Here is a 14,852-nt window from a genome sequence, read left to right on the forward strand (position 1 = left end):
ATATTGTTGAAAGCTAGGTCTATGCATCTAACTATGAAATGGAAGTTGATTTTGAGTTTTTCCGCCGTTGTTCTTTTCTTTTTGGGAGTAGCGTTTTATCAAAACCATAAAATCAGCCAAGTGGAGATTTCTATGGAAACGCAAAAAGCTGAGATGGAAAAAAGAATTACCGTGTCTATAATTACGCAACTGCTGCAGGAAATGAATGCGGTAGAATCTTCGTTAGCGGGTTCGAGTGATTTGGAATTCGTCCAACCTTTTAAGGACAAGCAAACAAAGCTGACTAAAGAGTTGGCGACGGTGAATTTTGCGGCAGATTCGCCGGCATTTAAAGAGTTAGAACAATTACATAGTCAGATTGGGGAATATACGGGATATTTTGACGAATTGGTAAAGACCATAGAAGACGAGCAGCTTGATCCCATGAGTGTGCTGGAACAAATCGATGAATTACATACGAAAGCTACAGCGTTGAGTGAAGTCATGCTAGTGACTAATGAACAATTGTATACGGCAGCAGCAGAGAATGCAGAAAAAGCACAGGATTATTCTTTTGATCTGCTTAATCTGACCACCTCTATAGTTGCTTACGCAGCTGTGCTAGTGTTTATTTTCACATTAGTGATTGCGGTTATGCTCATACGTTCCTTCCTGAATCCTATTCATAAACTGCAAGTGGCTCTGCGAAAAATTGCCGAAGGAGATTTGCGTCAGCAGATTAATTCACCTTACAACGATGAGTTGGGCAGTTTGAGTCATCATTTTGATCATATGGTGGAGCGGGTCCGGGAAATGCTTCAGCATACCCAGTCAGTAGCCTCTTCGCTGGCAACTTATTCGCATTCTTTTCAAGAATCTTCATCTATAACGGCGCATACGAATCAAGATATCGTAAGCACTATACAGGAAATCTCGGTAGGCGCAGAACAGCAGGCAGGACAATCTGAGCAGAGCGCTGGCCTGATTCAGGAGCTGGAACGTGAAGTGAATGAGATCACGGAGTATACCGAGGTTATGCTGGCTACCAGTCAAACGGCTAATCACAATACTCGTAAAGGATCTGAATCCGTCATCGCCCTCCGGGAGGTGTCTGAGCATTCGCGAGAATCTGTTAATAAAGTATATCTGGCTTTAACCAAACTGAGTGATCAATCAAAGGACATCTCACGCATTACTAAATCCATAACAGATATTTCTAATCAGACCAATATCCTCTCACTTAACGCAGCAATTGAAGCAGCCCGGGCAGGTGCCTACGGAAAAGGGTTCGCTGTCATCGCTGATGAAGTAAGACAATTATCTGTGCAGACCAAAGAGTCCTCCGTACATATCAGTCAGATTATTAGCGAGCTGCAATCCGGGATGGATGAATTCCAGCAATATATGCTGGTGACCAAAGGAAATCTTGAGGAACAGGATCATAAAGTGGCCGAAACGTTGTCCTCTTTTGAAGCGATTGATCATTCTATTGTGGAGATTAGTAAACAGATTGGGCAAATTCACGACAAAGTGGATATGACTCAGACTATGAACCGTAGACTCGCGGAATCTGTTCATGCCGTCGCGGCCATCGCCGAGGAAACTGCGGCAGGGGTACAAGAGGTGAACGCCTCCAGCGTACAGCAGGATCATGCTATCCGTGATATAGCCCGTCAAGCCATTGAGATTAATGAAATTTCGCAGAATTTATTCAAAGAAATCAACATTTTTAAGATTGATTCGGATGGGGACGATGGGGTCAGATATGAAGGTGACAGGGATACAAAGCATGCTGGCAATCCAGAAGCCGGGGACACATTAGGAGACGTATTAGGAGATGATACATTAGGTGCTGGTGATCCTCCAGATGATAGCGGTACTCCAAATGATGGTGGTACACCAAATGCAGACGGTTCTAAAGAGGGGGCTTATCTGACAATCTCTGCTTAGCTCAGCGGGAAATGGCATTCTAAGCGTAAGGTGGAGTAGAGAATAGAGAATAGAGAATAGAGAATAGAGAATAGAGTAGGGAGTAGGGAGCAGTGAGTAGAGTCTAGAGATTAGAGTTTATAGAATAGAGTTTAGAGATGAGAGGCTAAAATTTAGTGCGTAGTGAGTTCTACCTGCCGTTTTGATTTTAAGTGTATTTTATACAACTAAAAAAGTTTGTATTTAGCTTGATTAGGGTTTAGTTGTATTTAGTGCAGTTATTTCGAGGCGAAATGACGATAACGGTGGTTTAGTGGGGATATAATTGCATGAAATACAACTAAAACCAGGTGGGAGTGCACATACCTGAAAATAGTTGTATAGAGTGCAATTAACTCATCGCGTAATTGTGATTTGTTGCATAAAGAAGCTGGCTCATTCGTGGGAGTATCCACGAATGAGCCAGCTTTTTATCGTAGAAATATAATTAGTAATTAGTCCTCGTAAGTTTGATTTAGGGTGCTAACTAACTCTGGGAGCCAGTCGCTTAGAGTGAGAAACTTGTATCCCTCCGATTGAGCTTTAGCTGTATCCATAAACCAGGATTGTGTGATCCCGAATGGAGAATTATGCGCATCCGCTGTTTCGCTTTGAATGACGGCTTGTTTTCCGGTCTCTTTTTCAATCAGCGAGATAAGGTCTTTAATACTAACGGTACCGTCTGAGCAAGCGTTGAGAGGACCCGTCACCATCGAGTTGCCGAGCCAATATAGAAAATCAGCGGCTTCGTCCGAACGGATAAAACAGATATTTGCATCTGGATTCGGAATCCCGATGGGCAGTTCGTTACGTACATGTTCAATATGAAAATGGAGTCTTCGTGTATAATCGTCAGTTCCCAGAACAATCGGAAAGCGGACAGCGGCTACCGGGAACGTAGCTTGTTGGATAAGGACAGCTTCCGCCAGTCTTTTCCCCTCCTGATAGGTGAAATCCTTTCGTCCTCCATAACGAATTGGGTACGTTTCAGGATCGAATATCTCTTCCGTCAGTGCTTGCTCACTGAAATCATAGACAGATAAACTTGAAGTCAGTATGTAACGTGTGGTTTTGCCGTCAAAAATACGGCGCGCCTGATCCGCTTCATCAGGTGAAAAACAAATATTATCGTAAACTACATCCCAACTCGTATCACCTAATGCTTGAGCGAAGGCCTCCGGTTGAGACCGATCTACCTGTATCCGGTGAACGAGATTGCCAAAAGGATCGCTTGTTTCCCCGCGCGTTAATATGGTGACTTCGTTCTTAGAATCCTCAAGCAGACGCTCGACCAAACGTTTTCCAAAAAAGCGTGTGCCGCCTAAAATAAGAATCTTCCTCATCAACCTCACTCCTTGATTGCTATTAATGGTTATTAAAACGACTGTTTATTGGTTTATATAAAGCTTCTGACTCATTGTAGATAAGCAGCGGGATCAGCCAGATCAGCAGCAATGTATTGAGTTTTGAGTGATACAAATTGGACTAAAGGGAAAGAGTTAGTTTGATTGTACTTCGTGCAATAGAATTCGTATTAGAGTGGAGAAAATTTGATCCTATTGCACTCTCTACAATCAATGGATGAGCAAGTGGCATTAAACTAACTTTTCACCAGAATCTATTGCAGAAAGTGCTGCAGATTCAATTTTTGCGGCCAGGACGGCGGATTCTGTTGCACAATATGCAACGTTTGTAGCTAGTTACCACAAACCGCCCAAACGCTAATTACACATTAAGCGCACTACTCGCAAATATATCTACTCGTTTTTAACGTAACGAGACACTTAGCTGCCCGAGATCCAGCTTAACGAAAAACTACGCCACCATACACATTCCTGGCGTGGTATAGTTCCAGCTGTTTGAACTGAATCCACCAGCTTGGAAGGTCTGGAAGCCTTGCAAGCTTTGGCTCGATACCGCCATTACAGGTTCCTGGCTTTCGTCCGCAAATACAAGCTCGATCAGCTCGTCAATTTCCCCATGTTCATACGCGGCTGCAAGGCGGCTCAAGACGATCTGCATGGCTGTGTCCTGTGGTAAGGAAGGACCATCGGCCTGAAGCAGCTCTTGTCTTACGAGAGGAAGGGCTTGCCGGGCTCGGTGCAGAGCGGCTTTTATTGCCCCTTCTGTGGTATCGAGAATCTCGGCAGCTTCCATTGCAGAGTGTCCCAACACATCTCGAAGCAGGAAGACCGCCTGCTGCAGCGGAGACAAATGCTCCTGTAGTGCTTGAAAAGCAGCTTCAATCTCAAATGAACCATACTCCGCAGAGGCCTCAGTGGGGGACTGATCCAGCTCCAACACTCGTGACAAGGTGGCTTTTCGCCGCATGATATCAATCCATGTGTTTCGGGCAATCCGAAAAAGCAATGCCTCAGGATTTGGGTGATTTGTAGAACGGGTATGATGAGTAGAATTTGTAGGAATCGTAGAATGCATTGCAGATTTTGCAGACGTTGCAGTATTAGTAGACGTTGCAGTATTAGTAGACGTTGCAGTCTTAGATGGCGTTACAGCCTTTGCAGACGTTGCAGTATTAGCAGACGGTGCAGTCTTAGATGGCGTTACAGCCTTGGCTGACATTGCAGTATTAGCTGCCGTTGCAGCCGTAGAAAACGTATAGTTCATTTTATTAGTTTGATTAGTTTCAATTTTTTCATTAGCTCTATTAGCCTCATTAGCTTTATCATTTTCAATGGCTTTATTTTGTTTAACTTCATTCATTGGACTGTTCCCATTATTTGCGCTCGTTGGGTGTGATGTCTTCATATAACCTAGGGCCTTGACCCATGTATCCTGAGCTAAATCATCGGCATCCCACGGGGATTGTGTCAATGCAAGACAATATCGCTTCAGAGCTATCTGCAAAGACCTGGTGTTACTTTCATCCGGCGCATCTCCGGTGCTAAGCTTCTCAAGGATGATCACTCTGCATAACTCCTTTTCCAGTAAGGTAATTTCGATTACTTCTAATAATAAACGAATGAGCAGGAAATTAAGATACGCAATTTTAAAAAATAAAAATTCTCACGCCTAACGTATCCTATCCCCATACTAATCCGTTTACAGGGTAGATTTCAAAACTCTAAAACAGATGGAGGTCGAATACGGATGGCGTACGTTCCTTATGTAGTCGAACAAACGAATCAAGGTGAAAGATCTTACGATATTTATTCGCGGCTGTTGAAGGACCGGATAGTGTTCGTAGGTGCGGAAATTGAGGATCAGCTGGCTAACAGTATTGTTGCCCAGTTATTGTTTTTATCAGCAGAAGATCCGGATAAAGATATACACATGTATATTAATTGTCCAGGTGGCTCTATCACCGCAGGCTTCAGTATTTATGACACGATGCAGCTTATTAAACCGCCGGTGAATACCATTTGTACAGGAATGGCGGCTTCCTTTGGTTCTTTGTTGTTATTGGCTGGGGCCAAAGGGAAACGTTATGCCTTGCCGAATAGCGAGATTATGATTCATCAGCCGCATGGTGGGGCGCAGGGGCAAGCTAGTGACATTGCGATCAGTGCCAAACGTATTTTGAAGGCAAGGGAAGTGCTTGTGCAAATTACAGCGGACCGAACTGGGCAGACGGTAGAGAAGGTACTGCAAGATATGGATCGAGATTATTTCATGTCAGCCGATGAGGCGGTTGAATACGGAATTATCGATAAGGTCATCACAAATCTCTAAGACGAAGGAGTGAAGAAGGCTATGCTGGAGGTTTTGCAGGGAAAAGAGGTAACAATCTATTTTGTGGATGGCTCCAACGCTACAAAAGGAGTGCTGGAAACGGTAAGTGAAAAGTTCGTCAAATATCGGACGGATTTTGAAGAGTTTTATATTCCAATCAGCTCGATCTGTTCTATCTCTCTAGATACCAAAACGCGTGAACGAGCCAAAGTAGGATTCACACAATAACATCAATAACATCATCTGTATAAAAATGGGTTAGGAGCTCCACAGCTCCTAACCCGTACTTTCCCGAATAGCCAAATAATGAGCCACATTTGCATGATGCGGCACAACGGTCTCCCCTTTAATCAGCTTGATTAAGGTTCGAGTAGCGGTCATCCCAATCTCCGTTCCTGAGTATTCAACCGAGGAAAGCTTAGGTCGAACGATAGAGGCAATGAAGCTGTTATCAAATCCGAACACGGCAACATCAGCTGGCACCCGTAGACCGTTATCGATTAAATGATTCATGGCTCCAACTGCCATCCAATCTGTAGAGCAAAACACCGCAGTAGGTAACTCTCCGCTATCCATAATTCGGCGCATGGCGTCGCTCCCATCTTCGACGGCCATCGCACTTTCTACTACCCATTCTTTTCTTAAGGTTATGCCTGCATCCATAAGGGCTTGTAGATAGCCTTTATACCGATCCCCACCCACCGCATTATCTCCCGAGCCGCGAATCATAGCGATTTTGCGATGACCTTTTTGAATCAGATAAGTAACAGCTTCATAAGAGGCAGTTATATTGTCCAGATGAACGGAAGGAATCGTATCCACCTGCGATTGTTGCCCGACAAGCACGCAAGGTGTATTTGAGTTGCGGATGATCTCCAAATGTTCATGGTTTGGAATAGAACCCACAAATATATTTCCTTCTGTCCCCATCCGCTGGAACATCTTCAAATAATGTTGTTCACTTTCTGCACTGCCGTCCGTTAATCCGACCATAATGTCGTATCCATACAAATCCGCGAGATCGCGAATGCCAACATTGAAGTCATCCAGTACAGTGTTGCTATTCTGCGGAATGATCACACCGATCAGCTGTGTATTAGCTTTGTCCGTTTCAAGGCCGATGACATTCGAACGGTAGTTGGTTTGTTTAATAGCTTCCAGTACTCGTTTACGGACATCATCGTTAACTGGTTTGCTGTTATTGATTACCCTGGACACCGTAGAGATCGAAACGTTCGCCAATTGGGCTATATCTTTTATCTTTACCTTCAAGAAGATCACCATAACTTTCCATATGATTCACTTGGTGTTTCAACTCTCGCAAGCATATCACGGATAGCTTCAAGAATCCAAAAGATTGTTGTTGACCTAGGAAATAAAAGGTCCTATAATGATCGCTGAAGGAAAATTATTTCCTTGAAAAAAGCTTGTTTTGAACGATAAAGTTGAATTTTTGCTAAAAACAATAACTGAATTATTAATTCTAATGAATTTCGGGAAAATATTTTCCTGTGAAGGGTATATGAATACGAAGGAGCTGCATGCATTGAACAGAACATGGTGGAAAGAAGCCACAGCGTATCAAATTTACCCACGGAGCTTTATGGACAGCAATGGTGATGGTGTAGGCGATCTGCAGGGAGTCATTTCTAAACTTGATTATTTGCAGGAGCTTGGCATCAATGTCATTTGGATCTGTCCTATTTATAAATCCCCAAATGATGATAATGGTTATGATATTTCGGATTATCAGGATATTATGGCGGAGTTCGGCAGCATGGCCGACTTTGATCAGCTGCTGCATGAGGTTCATGCACGAGGCATGAAGCTGATTCTGGATCTAGTGATTAATCATACTTCGGACGAACATCCATGGTTTGTTGAAGCACGTTCAAGCATGGATAATCCGAAGCGGGATTATTATATTTGGAGTGATCCTAAGGACGGGAAGGAGCCGAATAACTGGGAGAGTATTTTCAGCGGTTCGATTTGGGAGCTTGATCCCGCCACAGAGCAATATTTTATGCATGTATTTTCCAAAAGACAGCCAGACCTCAACTGGGAGAATCCTGAGGTGCGCCGTGAATTGTATAGCATGGTCAACTGGTGGCTGGACAAAGGAATCGACGGCTTCCGGGTGGATGCCATTTCACATATTAAAAAAATCACCGGACATCCCGATCTGCCGAATCCACAGAATCTTCCGTATGTTCCGTCTGGCGATGGGCACATGAACCGTGAAGGGATTCACGATTTCTTGCAGGAGCTCAAGCAGGAGACGTTTGACCGATATGACATCATGACGGTTGGCGAAGCGAGTGGTGTAAATGTTGATCAGGCGGAGTCGTGGGTGGGTGAAGAGCAAGGCAAATTTAATATGATTTTTCAATTCGAGCATTTAGCTCTTTGGAATAAGAGTGTGACAGGTGGATTGGATGTTCTGCAGCTAAAATCAGCTCTCTCCCGTTGGCAAAAAGGTCTTGAGGGCAGAGGCTGGAACGCATTGTTCATCGAAAATCACGACCAGCCGCGTTCAGTTTCTACTTGGGGAAATGATGGCCAGTATTGGAAAGAGTCAGCTAAATCGTTGGCTACGATGTATTTCCTGATGCAGGGAACACCATTTATTTATCAAGGTCAAGAAATTGGGATGACCAATGTAAGATTTGAATCAATGGATGATTACGATGATGTGGCGATGAAGAACTTGTATCGTTTGGAGACTGAAGCCGGTAAATCGCATGAGGAAGTCATGGAGGTAATCTGGAAGAACGGTCGGGACAACTCTAGAACACCAATGCAATGGAGCGACTCTGAAAACGCTGGTTTCAGCAGCGGCAAGCCATGGATGAAGGTGAATCCGAATTATACGGAAATCAATGTGGAGCGGGCGAAGCAGGACCCTTATTCCATCTATCATCATTACAAAAAGCTTATCGCTCTTCGGGCTGCTAATCCCGTTACTGTTTACGGGACTTATGATCTCATTTTGCCTGAAGATGAACGTATTTATGCTTATACGCGGACGCTTGGAAATGAAAAACTGCTGGTCATGTCTAACCTGACAGCAGAGGAAGCGCTGTTTGACCTTCCATTTGATTTGGAGTTTGATACTAGTGAATTGCTCTTGCATAACTATGAGGTTGATCCTGCGGAGCCGATTGAGACTGTCGCATTACGGCCTTACGAGTCCCGTGTGTATATGCTGGTTAACGCACCTGTAGAGCAAGAGGGTAGCAGTGAACTTGTACCTGCACAAGAGTTAAGTGAAGCTTCTTTTCCAGAAACCGTTTAATATATTTATTGTAATTCAAAGCGCCCAGTTATCCGGGCGCTTTTTTTGTTGCGGTAGTGTAGGGCTCTTGCACAAAATGAATGCGCTTACTTAGGCAAGTCGTATAAAAATATTATTTTTTCTATTATTTTTGTTCCCAAAATTAATAGAATACTATATTATGTTATGAATACAGATTCATATAAGTGTATATTCATTCAATTTGGGGTGAAAGTAGACAAAATTATAGGAGGTAAAAAATGTCCAAGAGAATACTATCTTTATTACTAGCTTTTACACTTATGATGTCGGGTCTGCTTCCAGCTGCATATGCAGGTGAAGTTGCAACCGAAATTAACCCGCAGGCGGTTGTTGCTCCGGTTTCTACGGAGAACACAGCTGATCCAGCGGTGCTTTCTTCAGAACAAACTACGGTAGCGACTGCTGTCTATGAACAAATAGCGGCGACAGTTTCCACAGAAGTATACAAAGCTTCTATGACGGAAGCTAGAACATTAGAATTGACTTTAGAGCTTCCTGATGGGGCATCGCCTCAAGATATCATCTGGAATTTTGGCAGAACGGCGGAAGAGATGAAGCCGCTGGCAGAGTGGAAGAAATGGAATAAAGATGCGAAAGATTATTCAGGTAATCCTTTCGTAACAGTGACCTATGAGCCGATCTCAGGTTCAAAAGTAAAAGCTTTAATTCATTTTGATTTGCTGTACGGAGAGAATCTCTCACTAACGGGTATACGTGCAGAGTACGTTAAACGAGTGGGAATTTATAATCTAATCGGGACATTACCTGCTGGAGATGTGCTGGTAGAGCAGCAAGTCAAACTAAATCCATATGAAACCTATCATACATATGATGAGATTAAACCGGCGATCGATAGGATTACTGCTGAAAGCAATAATAAATATGATCGATATGTAGAGTATCAGCAAATTGGGACCTCAACTCAAGGTCGTGCCATTCATTTCTCTATTGTTGCTAAGGATAAGTCCTCAGTAGATCAATATTTGAACGAGACCTTACCGCTTATGATGAATGATCCTGAAGCCCTGCAAAAGAAAATTAACGACGGGGATCTGCAGGATTATAAGGTACCTATCTGGTTGAACAACATTCATGCCGATGAAGCCAATGGTGTCGATGTAATCATTAAGTTTTTGGATACGCTGATGACACAGCAAATTGTCACCTATGATACCACTGATGAGAATGGAAATCCGAAAAAGGTAGTTCTGAACATCGACGAAGCGCTTGACCATGTGATATTCCTGCTTGATTATGTAGAGAATCCTGACGGTCGCGCGTTAAACACGCGTCAAACTTCAACACTGCTTGATCCAAATCGGGACAACTCTTACCAGACCCAGCCTGAGACACAAGCGGTAACTGCACAAATTGCTAAGTGGACGCCGCTTACCTTTTTGGACATGCATGGATTTGTAAGTGGCTTCTTGATTGAGCCTTGCACACCACCTCATGATCCTAACATTGAATATGATCTTGTAATGCCAAGTATGCTTGAGCAAGCAAATGCCATGGGGAAGGCGGGAATTGCTAATACTAAATATGATTCCTACCATATCCCTTATGAAGAATACGAAAAAACACAACAGGATCCGAACTATAAAGGAACGAATGCAACAGGTTGGGATGATGCTTCACCAGCCTACACAGCTGTATATGCCATGCATCAAGGCGCACTTGGGCATACGATTGAAGTGCCTGAATTGAATGAAGATTCACTGGATGCCTTTTATTATGCGGCTTTGGGGGCAACCGATTATGTGATCAACAACAAGCAGGAACTGTTCCTGAATCAATTGGAAATCTTCAAACGGGGTATCCAAAATGAGAATACTAATGCTGCTGTTAAAGATTATCTAATCAATGCACAGAATGAGTCCATTGGACGTCCAGGGGTAGATGAGAATACGAATTTCTTCCCTGAGTATTACATTCTTCCGGTTGCAAAAGATTTGCAAAAAAATGATCTGGAAACCTACAAAATGGTTCAGTATCTACTGCGTAACAATGTGAAAGTAGAACGGACAACAGCCAGTGTAACTGTAGATTCTGTAGTCTATCCGGCTGGAACCTATGTGGTGAATATGCATCAAGCCAAAAGAGGTTATGCGAATCTTGTCTTGTATGATGGACTAGATGTCTCGGATTTTAATGAGATGTATTCAGATACGGTACAGAATTTCTCGGCTATGCGTGGTTTTGACCGATATATTAGCCGTTCTGTTGGAGCATTCACTGGGAAAACAGAACAGGTTAGCAGTGTAACGATCCCTAGTACGAATCTGGATCAATCTCCGTTCGAGCAAAATTATGTGATTAAAAACAGCAACAATGATGCGATAAAAGCTGTGAATGAGCTGCTAGCCAACCATAAGGCAGTGACACTGCTGGAGAATGGGGGGACGGGTTACGAGAAGGGAAGTTTCCTTGTTTCCAGATCCAACCTTAGAACGGTATCGTCTAAATATCTGCTGGATATTGTGCCGTTTAGTGCTTCAGAGAACAGAACGGGTAAATTGCTTAAGGCTCCTGAGGTAGCTATTGCAGGAGCGACTGCATTTATGCTGAAGGATCTTGGATTTAACGTAACTACGGATACAGTGGCAGCAGATGTTCTAATCAATTCGGGAACGAATCTGATTGCTACAGGTAAATCATTTATCGGTTATGGAAGAACGATGCTGAAAACTGTTAAAGGGCTTAAGGTCCTCCCTGGACTGGACTATTCAACTCCGGTCAATAAGGATGGCAAAGAAGATGCTCATGAGGGATTGTTTAAGGCTGAGGTCTCTCAGGACAATGTAATTACAGCGCCTTATGCCGATAGCGAATACCTCTACACGGTTTCCGCGGCTTATATTACAAAAGTGCCTGAAGGCGCAGAGATCTTGGCGAAATACGGATCAGGCGCTGACTTTTTCAAAGCAGGCTGGTGGCCGAATAACGAGGCTGCACAAGACCAAGTATTGGCGCTTACTTACAATACAGACAACATTCATGTGACGTTATTTGCGAATGATCTGATGAATAAATATCATCCGCAAAATCAATTCAGATTGCTTGCCAATTCAATCTATGCTGCCGCTCCAGCGGCGACTGAAGAGGATGGTATGGATAACGGGGTGAATGAACAAGAGCCAACAATACCTTCGACACCGTGGCAGCCATCTGTAACATCAACACCTGCACCGACCGTGCAGCCGTCTGCAACACCAACGCCAGCTCCAACTCCAACTGTGCAGCCGTCTGCGACACCAGCCCCAATAGGTTCTAACTTCACGGATCTAGGTAAGGTGGCGTGGGCAGCATCGGCGATTAAAGAGCTGGCGGCAAAAGGGATTCTGCAAGGGGTGAGCGATAATACCTTTGCTCCGCTTAAAGAGGTGACGCGTGCCGAGTTTATTACCATGATCGTGCGAGCTTTTGATCTGCTTGATGTGAAATCATCCGCTGCCTTCAGTGACGTGAAAGCTTCTGACTGGTCTTACGGATACATTGCATCCGGGGTCAAGAACGGATTGATTAACGGTGTAGGCAATGGAAAGTTTGATCCTAACCGTGCGATTACACGCGAGGAAATGGCAATCATTGTATCCAATGCACTTAAGAAATTTAAAGGCAAGTCGGTAAGTGATACAAATGCCGCTCTGGCTAACTTTAAAGATCAGGCAACAATCGCTGCTTACGGTAAAGAAGCGGTGGCATTACTAACACAGGAAGGTATTGTGCAAGGTCTGACTGCGGATACCTTCGGTCCTAAAAACATTGCCAACCGTGCTCAAGCAGCAGTGATTATCGATAGGATGTTGAAGCTTAATTAAGTTTTAGATTCTTAAAAAAATGCAAAAATGCCCCTCAGCTATTTGGCTGAGGGGCATTCTTTTTATAGTTACTTTGCATCATCCGTAGAAGGTAAATCCGGCAGTTGTTGAATGTAGCTGTTAGACATATTTAGAAGCCGCTGAACGGCGTCAAATTGTTCTTTTGTCGAACCGCCCTCTGTTTCTGAGCCATCGATTAGATTAAAGTTGTCTCCATCGTCGTAATCGACACCAGTTAAATACATGCTTGTGTCATTAATGAAAGAGCCGGTAGGCAAAAAGTGTCTGACAGGCAGCATGTTGGTCTGTTGGTTCATCAGGTCTTCTCCGAAGTGGAGCTGGTCTTTCATTGAAATCCCTAACAGGTTAGCTACAGTTGGCATAATGTCGATTTGGCCGCCAGTTTGGCTGTACACGGCAGGTTCACCTACACCAGGGGCATGAACGATGAAAGGAACATTGAACATATCGGTATAACCATATTCGTGGCCGACCATTTCTTCCATTAACGATTTCTCGTTGCCATCAAGGGAATATAGCGATACACCCTGATGGTCACCGTAAAAGACAATGACGCTATCATCCCATAGACCACTGGACTTTAATTGATCCATGAATTGTCCCATTGCATAATCTGCGTAATTTTGAGCTAGAATATAGTTGCCAACTAGGGTGCCTTCATACCGTTTAGGCAGTGTCATTTTATTTTTTAACTCTGGCATTTTATAAGGGTGATGAGCACTCATAGAAATGACCATCGCGTAAAAAGGATCATCTTTAGCATCCATTTTGACTAATTCTGGAACAGTCTTGGCATAGAGTACCTCATCTGAAGCACCGAATGCGATATGATCATCATCCCCATAGAACGCTTGATCATAATACTTATCAAAGTCTAGAACTTTGTATAGGGTTTTGCGGTTCCAGAATTCTACGCTATTGGTGTGAAAGGTTGCTGTGTTATATCCATTAGCTTTCATTAACTTAGGCAGGCTCGGAAGCGCCTTATCCATATAATTGGATGAAGTGGCTACTTCGTGGTGAGGAACGTACAACGAAGTATTCACTACAAATTCAGCATCCGAAGTTGTTCCTTGCCCGGCATTAGTATAGAAGTTATTGAAATAATGTTCGCTTTTCAAAAGCTTATTTAGATTGGGTGTTACTTCCTGCCCGTCAATGCTCAGGCCCAGCAAAAAGTTCTGAAAAGATTCCATTTGTACCACGATTAGATTCTTACCTTGAGCTGCCGCCCAGTACTTCGGTGAGACAGGTTCTGTAATCCCTTTGGTCTCGTTAATGGATGGTTGCGTGATTTCTTTGCTGTCGATTATTTCTTCTGTTTCCCTTGTATCGGCAAAAATAGTATAGACCTCGTAATTAAGAATCCCCATACTCTCCGCTTTTTTGTTCTCGTTCATACTGGCATGATTTGGCCAAACATTAAAGACACAGACCGCCAAAGAAACACTGATGATTCCAAACAAAGCAGTCCGGTTCATGCGGCGGTTCATACCTCTTTCTTTCCAGATCGCAATATATTTCGGACGGAACATAAAAAACATGAAAACTACAATATCCACAAAAATGAACAAGTAGTAAGGGTCCAGCAATGAGTATGTGCTTTCTCCCACCTTAGTTACTTTATCTGCTTGTTCTAAGGCATGATAAGTAGCAATTACACCGTAATATTTGTAATACATTAGCACGGCAAAATATATGACTGAAATCAATAGGTTGGCTATCATGTAATACAGAAACTTTCGTTTGGAAGCCATCCATTCTATGAGTCCAAATACGATAAAGAAAAATGGGATCTCTGTCAGCAGCATGCTCCAGTTAGGACCGTCGCTAAAAACTACGAACCAGGCCACTGCGCATTTTAGCAGCAGGACGAAGCTAAAGATTAGGAAGGGTTTATTTTTTATATCAAAATCTTTTTTCACTCGTTATCATCCTCTCTGATGCAATTACACCAAGGTCCTGCATATACCTGTATTTCATGGAAATCCGTTGCAATATGCCGAAGCTTATTATGCTCTCGAAGTTAACAAGTGTCAAAAGGTGGACGGGAG

The 14,852-nt window shown here is 43.4% G+C and carries 9 protein-coding genes; 5 read left to right on the forward strand and 4 right to left on the reverse strand.

Annotation, left to right across the window (positions count from 1 at the left end; all coding sequences use genetic code 11):
• Positions 1–132 precede the first annotated feature (132 nt).
• Positions 133–1,929, forward strand: a complete 1,797-nt coding sequence (locus tag NST25_RS09950) for a methyl-accepting chemotaxis protein (RefSeq protein WP_340012269.1) — start codon at positions 133–135, stop codon at positions 1,927–1,929.
• A gap of 473 nt (positions 1,930–2,402) precedes the next feature.
• On the opposite strand, the gene NST25_RS09955 is transcribed toward NST25_RS09950, so the two are convergent.
• Together NST25_RS09955 and NST25_RS09960 are read right to left on the reverse strand one after the other, a co-directional pair.
• Positions 2,403–3,290 (reverse strand): NAD-dependent epimerase/dehydratase family protein, encoded by an 888-nt coding sequence (locus tag NST25_RS09955; RefSeq protein ID WP_339190416.1) that lies wholly within the window; start codon positions 3,288–3,290, stop codon positions 2,403–2,405.
• Between the two features lie 472 nt (positions 3,291–3,762).
• A complete protein-coding gene (locus NST25_RS09960; RefSeq protein ID WP_339190417.1) occupies positions 3,763–4,875 on the reverse strand; it encodes a sigma factor-like helix-turn-helix DNA-binding protein in 1,113 nt (370 codons plus the stop codon).
• Between the two features lie 183 nt (positions 4,876–5,058).
• Here NST25_RS09960 and clpP point away from each other — a divergent pair, with 183 nt between their 5' ends.
• Together clpP and NST25_RS09970 are read left to right on the forward strand one after the other, a co-directional pair.
• Positions 5,059–5,640, forward strand: a complete 582-nt coding sequence (gene clpP, locus NST25_RS09965) for an ATP-dependent Clp endopeptidase proteolytic subunit ClpP (RefSeq protein ID WP_036679301.1) — start codon at positions 5,059–5,061, stop codon at positions 5,638–5,640.
• 21 nt (positions 5,641–5,661) lie between these two features.
• Complete coding sequence (locus NST25_RS09970; protein WP_076125006.1) at positions 5,662–5,868, forward strand: hypothetical protein; 207 nt, start codon at positions 5,662–5,664, stop codon at positions 5,866–5,868.
• Positions 5,869–5,916: 48 nt separating this feature from the next.
• Here NST25_RS09970 and NST25_RS09975 read toward each other — a convergent pair whose 3' ends face one another.
• Complete coding sequence (locus NST25_RS09975; RefSeq protein ID WP_254857034.1) at positions 5,917–6,912, reverse strand: LacI family DNA-binding transcriptional regulator; 996 nt, start codon at positions 6,910–6,912, stop codon at positions 5,917–5,919.
• Between the two features lie 274 nt (positions 6,913–7,186).
• Here NST25_RS09975 and NST25_RS09980 point away from each other — a divergent pair, with 274 nt between their 5' ends.
• Both NST25_RS09980 and NST25_RS09985 read left to right on the forward strand, forming a co-directional pair.
• A complete protein-coding gene (locus tag NST25_RS09980) occupies positions 7,187–8,935 on the forward strand; it encodes an alpha-glucosidase (protein ID WP_339190419.1) in 1,749 nt (582 codons plus the stop codon).
• Between the two features lie 239 nt (positions 8,936–9,174).
• Positions 9,175–12,777: a M14 family metallopeptidase gene (locus NST25_RS09985; RefSeq protein ID WP_340393891.1), complete on the forward strand. Its 3,603-nt coding sequence runs from the start codon at positions 9,175–9,177 to the stop codon at positions 12,775–12,777.
• Positions 12,778–12,845: 68 nt separating this feature from the next.
• Here the strand turns inward: NST25_RS09985 and NST25_RS09990 are convergent, their stop codons facing one another.
• Complete coding sequence (locus NST25_RS09990; RefSeq protein WP_340393893.1) at positions 12,846–14,723, reverse strand: LTA synthase family protein; 1,878 nt, start codon at positions 14,721–14,723, stop codon at positions 12,846–12,848.
• Positions 14,724–14,852: the final 129 nt, after the last annotated feature.

Origin of the sequence: Paenibacillus sp. FSL E2-0190 (assembly GCF_037992965.1) — a bacterium.
Classification (GTDB): domain Bacteria; phylum Bacillota; class Bacilli; order Paenibacillales; family Paenibacillaceae; genus Paenibacillus_AQ; species Paenibacillus_AQ odorifer.